The 6,964-nt window shown below is 65.9% G+C and carries 5 protein-coding genes; all 5 read left to right on the forward strand.

Features of this window, described 5'->3' with window-relative positions; all coding sequences use genetic code 11:
* The first annotated feature begins 431 nt into the window (after nucleotides 1–431).
* The 5 genes from ACIPIA_RS07845 (at nucleotide 432) to ACIPIA_RS07865 (ending at nucleotide 6,952) form a co-directional block, all read left to right on the forward strand.
* Nucleotides 432–884, forward strand: a complete 453-nt coding sequence (locus tag ACIPIA_RS07845) for a MerR family transcriptional regulator (protein WP_400508284.1) — start codon at nucleotides 432–434, stop codon at nucleotides 882–884.
* A gap of 189 nt (nucleotides 885–1,073) precedes the next feature.
* Nucleotides 1,074–2,870, forward strand: a complete 1,797-nt coding sequence (locus ACIPIA_RS07850; RefSeq protein WP_400508286.1) for an acyl-CoA dehydrogenase C-terminal domain-containing protein — start codon at nucleotides 1,074–1,076, stop codon at nucleotides 2,868–2,870.
* A gap of 137 nt (nucleotides 2,871–3,007) precedes the next feature.
* Nucleotides 3,008–4,216, forward strand: a complete 1,209-nt coding sequence (locus tag ACIPIA_RS07855; RefSeq protein ID WP_400508288.1) for an acetyl-CoA C-acetyltransferase — start codon at nucleotides 3,008–3,010, stop codon at nucleotides 4,214–4,216.
* A 23-nt stretch (nucleotides 4,217–4,239) separates the two neighbouring features.
* Nucleotides 4,240–6,444 carry an FAD-dependent oxidoreductase gene (locus ACIPIA_RS07860; protein WP_400508289.1) on the forward strand — a complete coding sequence of 735 codons (2,205 nt, stop codon included), beginning with the start codon at nucleotides 4,240–4,242 and terminating at the stop codon, nucleotides 6,442–6,444.
* 13 nt (nucleotides 6,445–6,457) lie between these two features.
* Nucleotides 6,458–6,952, forward strand: a complete 495-nt coding sequence (locus ACIPIA_RS07865) for a peptide deformylase (RefSeq protein WP_400508291.1) — start codon at nucleotides 6,458–6,460, stop codon at nucleotides 6,950–6,952.
* Nucleotides 6,953–6,964 lie beyond the last annotated feature (12 nt).

Consider the following 6,964-nt stretch of genomic DNA (forward strand, 5'->3'; position numbering starts at 1 on the left):
CGCCGAGGGTCATCCCGGCGCGGCGTGCCGCCGCCTTTGCCGCGTCGCGTGTCCGCGGATCGACGCCTTTGACGCTCCAGGGCAAGCTGTTCGCCATAGTCTCGCTCGCCTAGGGGGCTTTGGTTTCCGTGGCGGGTGCGGCCCCCTGATGCCGCAACCCTCCCCGCGCGCTTCGGCAATCGTAAAGATGGCGTTGGCGGCGCGATGCGCGTTCCCGACATTTCTCCTTCATGGTAAACAGTCGGTTAAGAACTCGCTGATTTTCTCAGAATGGCGCATCAAAAGCTGGCGTCGGCCGCCATGTAACGGTAACTTACCCCAGAAGAGGGGCGCATTACCTGACGCAACGACAGGGTCATACCTATCACAGACACTCCGATCGAGACTGCCGCATGGGCAGTGAGTCGATCCCCTCAAGGAACGAGACCTCCATGTCACGCCACAATCTGGCTATGGCGGGTTCTTCGACACAGGAAGCCCGCTCCGTAACCTCCCCCGCCGATGAGGCCGGGGAGTTCACCATCAGCGATCTCGCCCGCGATTTCGGCGTCACGCTGCGTACCCTGCGCTTCTACGAATCGCGCGGACTGATCTCGCCCACCCGCTCGGGCCTGTCGCGCATCTATTCGGAGCGCGATCGTGCTCGTCTTGCGCTGATCCTGAAGGGCAAGCAGCTCGGCTTCACGCTCGTGGAGATCCGCGCCATGCTCGCCGCCGAGGACAAGAAGGGCCCGGTCTCCGGGAAGGCAGCCAATGTCGGCGGCCTCCAGCTCAGCCGCGAGCAGATCGTCGAGCAGCTCGAGCTCCTGCGCAGCCAGCGCGACGAGATCGATAGCGCGATCGTCGAGCTCGAGGGCTCGCTGGCCCGCTTGTCGAAAGCCTGACCGCATCCGCGCGGCGCTTCAAGAACCCCGGCTCCGCCGGGGTTTTTTTTTGCCTGATGGACAAGCGCCGTCGTGAAAGAGACAAAAGAACGATGCACCGGTTGCAAGTCGAATGAGATTGTTTATATGTGAACTATCTTGAGGCGCTCCCGACGAAGAGGGGCGGCCCGCGACGTGAGGGAGGACCAGATGCCGGTCTACAAGGCGCCCGTCGACGATACCCTTTTTCTGCTCAACGACGTTTTCAACATCGAGCGCTACAACAACCTGCCGGGCTTTGCCGACGCGAGCCCGGACGTGGTCGAGGCGGTGCTCGGCGAGGGTGCCAAACTCTGCGAGGAAGTCCTCCAGCCGATCAACTATTCCGGCGACCAGGAAGGCTGCACCCGCCATCCCGATGGCCGCGTGACCACGCCGAAGGGCTTCAAGCAGGCTTATGAGGCCTATGCCGGCGGCGGCTGGATCGGGCTGGCCATGGACCCGGAATATGGCGGCCAGGGCCTGCCCTACACGCTCGGCGCCGTGATGAACGAGTATGCCTCCGCCGCGAACATGGCCTTCGCCATGTATCCGGGCCTGACCATGGGGGCGATCGCCGCGCTCTACGTCCACGCCTCCGACGAGCTGAAGCGCGCCTATCTGCCGAAGATGATCGACGGCACCTGGTCGGGCACGATGAACCTGACCGAGCCCCACTGCGGCACCGATCTCGGTCTCCTCAAGACCAGGGCTGTTCCGAACGGGGACGGTTCCTACGCCATCACCGGCACCAAGATCTTCATCTCGGCCGGCGAGCAGGACATCACCGAGAACATCGTCCATCTCGTGCTCGCCCGTATCGAGGGTGCGCCGGCGGGCGTGAAGGGCATCTCGCTCTTCGTCGTGCCGCGCAACAAGATCGGCGCGGACGGCTCCGTGGGCAACAATAACGGCGTGTCCTGCGGCTCGATCGAGCACAAGATGGGTATCCACGGGAACGCCACCTGCGTGATGAACTACGAGGGTGCGCAAGGCTGGCTGGTCGGCGAGGAGAATCGCGGCCTCAACGCCATGTTCGTGATGATGAACGAGGCTCGCCTCGGCGTCGCCATCCAGGGCCTCGCCCAGTCCGAGGTCGCCTATCAGAACGCCGTCGTCTACGCCAAGGAGCGCCTGCAGGGGCGCTCGCTCACCGGCGCGAAGGAGCCGGCCAAGCCGGCGGATCCGATCATCGTCCATCCGGACGTGCGCCGGACGCTGATGTCGATCAAGGCCTTCAACGAGGCCGCCCGCGCCTTCGTGCTCTGGAACGCGCTGCAATCCGACATCGCCCATCGCTCGGGTGATGCGGCCGAACGCCAGGCGGCGGACGACCAGCTCGGCCTGATGACGCCGGTGCTCAAGGGCGTGCTCACCGATATCGGCTTCGACAATGCCGTGAAGGCGCAGCAGATGTTCGGCGGCCACGGCTATATCGCCGAGACCGGCGTCGAGCAGTTCGTGCGCGATGCCCGCATCGCCATGATCTACGAGGGCGCCAACGGGGTGCAGGCGATGGACCTCGTCGGCCGCAAGCTCGGCCGCGATGGTGGCCGCGGCATCATGGCCTTCTTCAACGAGGTCGGCGGCTTCCTGAAGGAGAATGCCGAGGACGAGGCGCTGAAGCCGCTGCTCGGGCCCCTCCAGGCCTCTCTCGGGCATCTCCAGCAGGCGGCGATGTGGTTCATGAACAACGCGCTCGCCAAGCCGGACAATGCCGGCGCCGGCGCCAACGACTTCATGCACCTGCTCGGTCTGGTTTCGCTCGGCTACATGTGGGCGCGGATCGCGAAGGCGGCGCAGGCGAAGTTGCAGGCCGGTGCCGACGGCGCGACCGAGCGGATGAACGCCAAGCTCGTCACTGCCCGTTTCTTCATGGAGCGCACCCTGCCGGAGACCGCCGCGCATCTGGCGCGGATCACCGCCGGCGCGGACACGACGATGGCGCTGAGCGCCGAGCAGTTCTGATTATCAAGCCATCATGCCCGGGCCACGCAATCCGGGCATCTCTTGCAGAACCCGCTGGATGACGAGATGGTCGGGGCAAGCCCGACCGTGACGTCCGGCACCAGAATGCGCCGCCTCGCGGCGCCCGGGAGGCCTCCATGGCAGACGCATTCATCTACGATCACGTCCGCACGCCGCGCGGCAAGGGCAAGGCCGACGGCTCGCTCCACGAAGTCACCGCGATCGAGCTGGGCACCCAGACGCTGCGTGCGATCAAGGATCGCAACGGCCTCGACCCGCTCCTCGTCGAGGACGTGGTGATGGGTTGCGTCGACCCCGTCGGCGAGGCCGGAGCCGATATCGCCCGCACGGTCGCGCTCAAGGCCGGCTACGGCAAGGAAGTGCCGGGCGTGCAGATCAACCGCTTCTGCGCCTCGGGCCTGGATGCGGTGAACCTTGCCGCCGCGCAGGTCATGTCCGGCCAGAAGGAGATGACGATCGGCGGCGGCGTCGAATCCATGTCCCGCATCGGCATGGGCGCCTCCGGCTTCGGCATCGCGGTCGATCCCAGCGTCGCCATCGACACCTATTTCATGCCGCAGGGCGTCTCGGCCGACCTGATCGCGACGAAATACGGCTTCTCGCGTGATGATGTCGACGCCTTCGCCGTGCGCTCGCATCAGCGCGCCGCCAAGGCCTGGAAGGAAGGCCGCTTCAGGAATTCGGTGATCCCCGTGACCGACGTCAACGGGCTCACCATCCTCGACCATGACGAGACGATCCGTCCCGACGCCAACATGCAGGCGCTGGCCGCGCTGAAGGCCTCCTTCGTCCAGATGGGCGAGATGGGCGGCTTCGATGCGGTCGCGACCGCCGCGCACCCGGATGTCGAGTTCGTCAACCATGTCCACCATGCCGGCAATTCGTCGGGCATCGTCGATGGTGCCGCTGCCGTCCTCGTCGGCTCGAAGAAGGCCGGTCGTGCCGCCGGGCTGAAGCCGCGCGCTCGGATCAAGGCCTTCGCCACCGTCGGCTCCGATCTCGCGCTGATGCTGACCGGCCCGATCGACGTGACCGAGCGCGTGCTGAAGAAGGCCGGCATGACCACGAAGGACATCGACCTTTTCGAGCTGAACGAGGCCTTTTCCTCGGTCGTGCTGCGCTACCAGCAGGCGCTCGACATCGACGACGCCATCCTCAACGTCAATGGCGGCGCCATCGCCATGGGCCACCCGCTCGGCGCCACCGGCGCCATGGTGCTCGGCACCGTGCTCGACGAACTGGAGCGGCAGGACAAGCAGACCGCGCTGGTGACGCTCTGCGTCGCCGTGGGCATGGGCGTCGCCACCATCATCGAGCGCGTCTGAGCGGAAGGGCAGGGAGAGAGATCATGAACCTCACCAATTTCCGCTTCGAGACCGACTCGGACGGCATCGCGGTCGCGACCTGGGACATGCCGGGCCGCTCGATGAACGTCATCACCCCCGAGGTGATGGAAGAGCTCGACCAGATCGTCGACAAGGTCGCTTCCGACGAGGCGATCAAGGGCTGCGTCATCACCTCCGGCAAGGAGAGCTTCTCCGGTGGTGCCGACCTCACCATGCTGCAGGGTCTGCGCGACCTCTATGTGAAGCTCGCCAGGGAAAAGGGCGAGGCCGTCGCGATGCAGAGCTTCTTCGACGAGAGCCGCAAGCTCTCGCTGCTCTATCGCAAGCTCGAAACCTGCGGGAAGCCCTTCGCCGCCGCGATCCATGGCGTGTGCCTCGGCGGCGCCTTCGAGCTTTCGCTGTCCTGCCAGTACCGTGTCGTCTCGGACGATGCCTCGACCCGTGTCGGCCTGCCCGAGATCAAGGTAGGGCTCTTCCCGGGCGCCGGCGGCACCCAGCGCGTGGCGCGCCTGATGCAGACTGCCGACGCGCTCCAGATGATGTTCAAGGGCGAGCAGGTGAAGGCGCTGCCCGCGCGCAATACCGGCCTCGTCCACGCCGTCGCGCCGCGCGCCGACATCGTCCAGAATGCCAAGGACTGGCTCAAGGCCAACCCGCAGGCGACGCAGCCCTGGGACCAGAAGGGCTTCAAGCTGCCTTCGAACAAGGTGCATTCGCCCGCGGGCATGCAGATCTGGCCGCCGGCCAATGCGATCTATCGCCGCGAGACCAACGACAACTATCCGGCCGCACGCGCCATCCTCTCGGCTGTCTATGAGGGGCTGCAGCTCCCGATCGATCTCGGCCTCAAGGTCGAGAGCCGCTACTTCGCCAAGATCCTCCGGACGAAGGAAGCGGCTTCGATGATCCGGTCGCTCTTCGTCTCGATGCAGGAGCTGAACAAGGGCGCCCGGCGCCCGGCGGACGTGCCGCCGTCCAAGCTCAAGAAGGTCGGCGTCATCGGCGCGGGCTTCATGGGCGCCGGCATCGCCTATGTCACGGCGCAGGCCGGGCTCGAGGTCGTGCTGGTCGACAAGGACATCGAGGCGGCCGAGAAGGGCAAGGCCTATTCGCACAAGCTGGTCTCCGACCAGATCATGAAGGGCCGCGCCAAGACCGCCGATCGCGACGCGCTGCTCGGCCGCATCAAGGCGTCCGCAGACTATGCCGATCTCAAGGGCTGCGACCTGATCGTCGAGGCGGTCTTCGAGGACCCGAAGGTCAAGGCCGAGGTCATCGCCAAGGTCGAGGCCGTGGTCGGCCCGCGCACGATCTTCGGCTCCAACACCTCGACGCTGCCGATCACCGGCCTCGCCCAGACCAGCCAGCGCCCGAAGAACTTCATCGGCATTCACTTCTTCTCGCCCGTCGAGAAGATGCTTCTGGTCGAGGTCATCATGGCCAAGAAGACCGGCAAGAAGGCGCTCGCAATGGCACTGGACTATGTCCGTGCCATCAAGAAGACGCCGATCGTCGTCAACGACACCCGCGGCTTCTACGCCAACCGCTGCGTCGGCAACTACATCCGCGAAGGCCATCTGATGCTGATGGAAGGCGTGCCGCCGGCGATGATCGAAGCCGCCGGCAAGCAGGCCGGCATGCCGGTCGGCCCGCTCTCGCTCAATGACGAGGTCGCGGTCGATCTCGCCTACAAGGTGCTGAAGGCGACCAAGGCCCAGCTTGGCGACGCAGCTGTCGATCCTGCGCAGGAGAAGCTGCTCGCCGACATGGTCGACAAGCATGGTCGTCTCGGCCGCAAGAACAGGAAGGGCTTCTACGACTATCCGGAGGCCGGGCCGAAGCGGCTCTGGCCGGGCCTTGCCGAGCTTGTCGGCAAGCGGCTCGATCCGGAGAGCGTCGATATGGAGGAGCTGAAGCATCGCCTGCTGGTGACGCAGGCGCTCGAAGCCGCGAAGACCTATGAGGAAGGCGTCGTCACAGATCCGCGCGAGGCCGATGTCGGCTCGATCATCGGCTTCGGCTTCGCGCCCTTCTCCGGCGGCACGCTGTCCTACATCGACAATATGGGGGCGGCCGCCTTCGTCAAGCTCTGCGAGAAGCTGGCCAAGGCCCATGGCGAGCGCTTCAAGCCGAACCGGCTGCTGAAGCGCATGGCCAAGACCGGCGAGAGCTTCTACGGCGCGGCCGAGAAGAAGACGGCGGCCTGATCGGTCGCCGTCCGTGGCCATCCGGCCGATCGTCCGCTTTCCGGACCCGCGTCTGCGCGTGGCGGCCCAGCCCGTCACACGCTTCGACGCGGAGCTGCGCGCGCTTGCCGGTGATCTGCTCGACACCATGCGCGCGGCGCCGGGCGTCGGCATCACCGCTCCGCATCTCGGCCTGCCCTTGCGGCTCGTCGTGCTGGAACTGTCGCCCGGCGACGTCGGCGTCTACGTCAACCCGGTTGTGCTGGAGGCATCGGCCGAGACGATCCGGCATGTCGAAGGCAGCGTCTCGATGCCGGGCGTCAACGACGAGATCGAGCGGCCGGCCCGGGTGACGATCGGCTATCGCGATCTCGACGGCGCCGAGCACACCGAGTCGGCGGAAGGGTTCCTCGCCATCTGCCATCAGCACGAGATCGACCAGCTCGACGGCATCTTCTGGATCGACCGCCTGTCGCGCCTGAAACGCGACCGGCTGATCGCTCGCTACAACAAGGTCTCGCGGGCCTGAGGAGCGTGCCGG

This window comes from Allobosea sp. CER48 (genome assembly GCF_044752385.1).
In the GTDB taxonomy this organism is placed as follows: Bacteria; Pseudomonadota; Alphaproteobacteria; order Rhizobiales; family Beijerinckiaceae; genus Allobosea.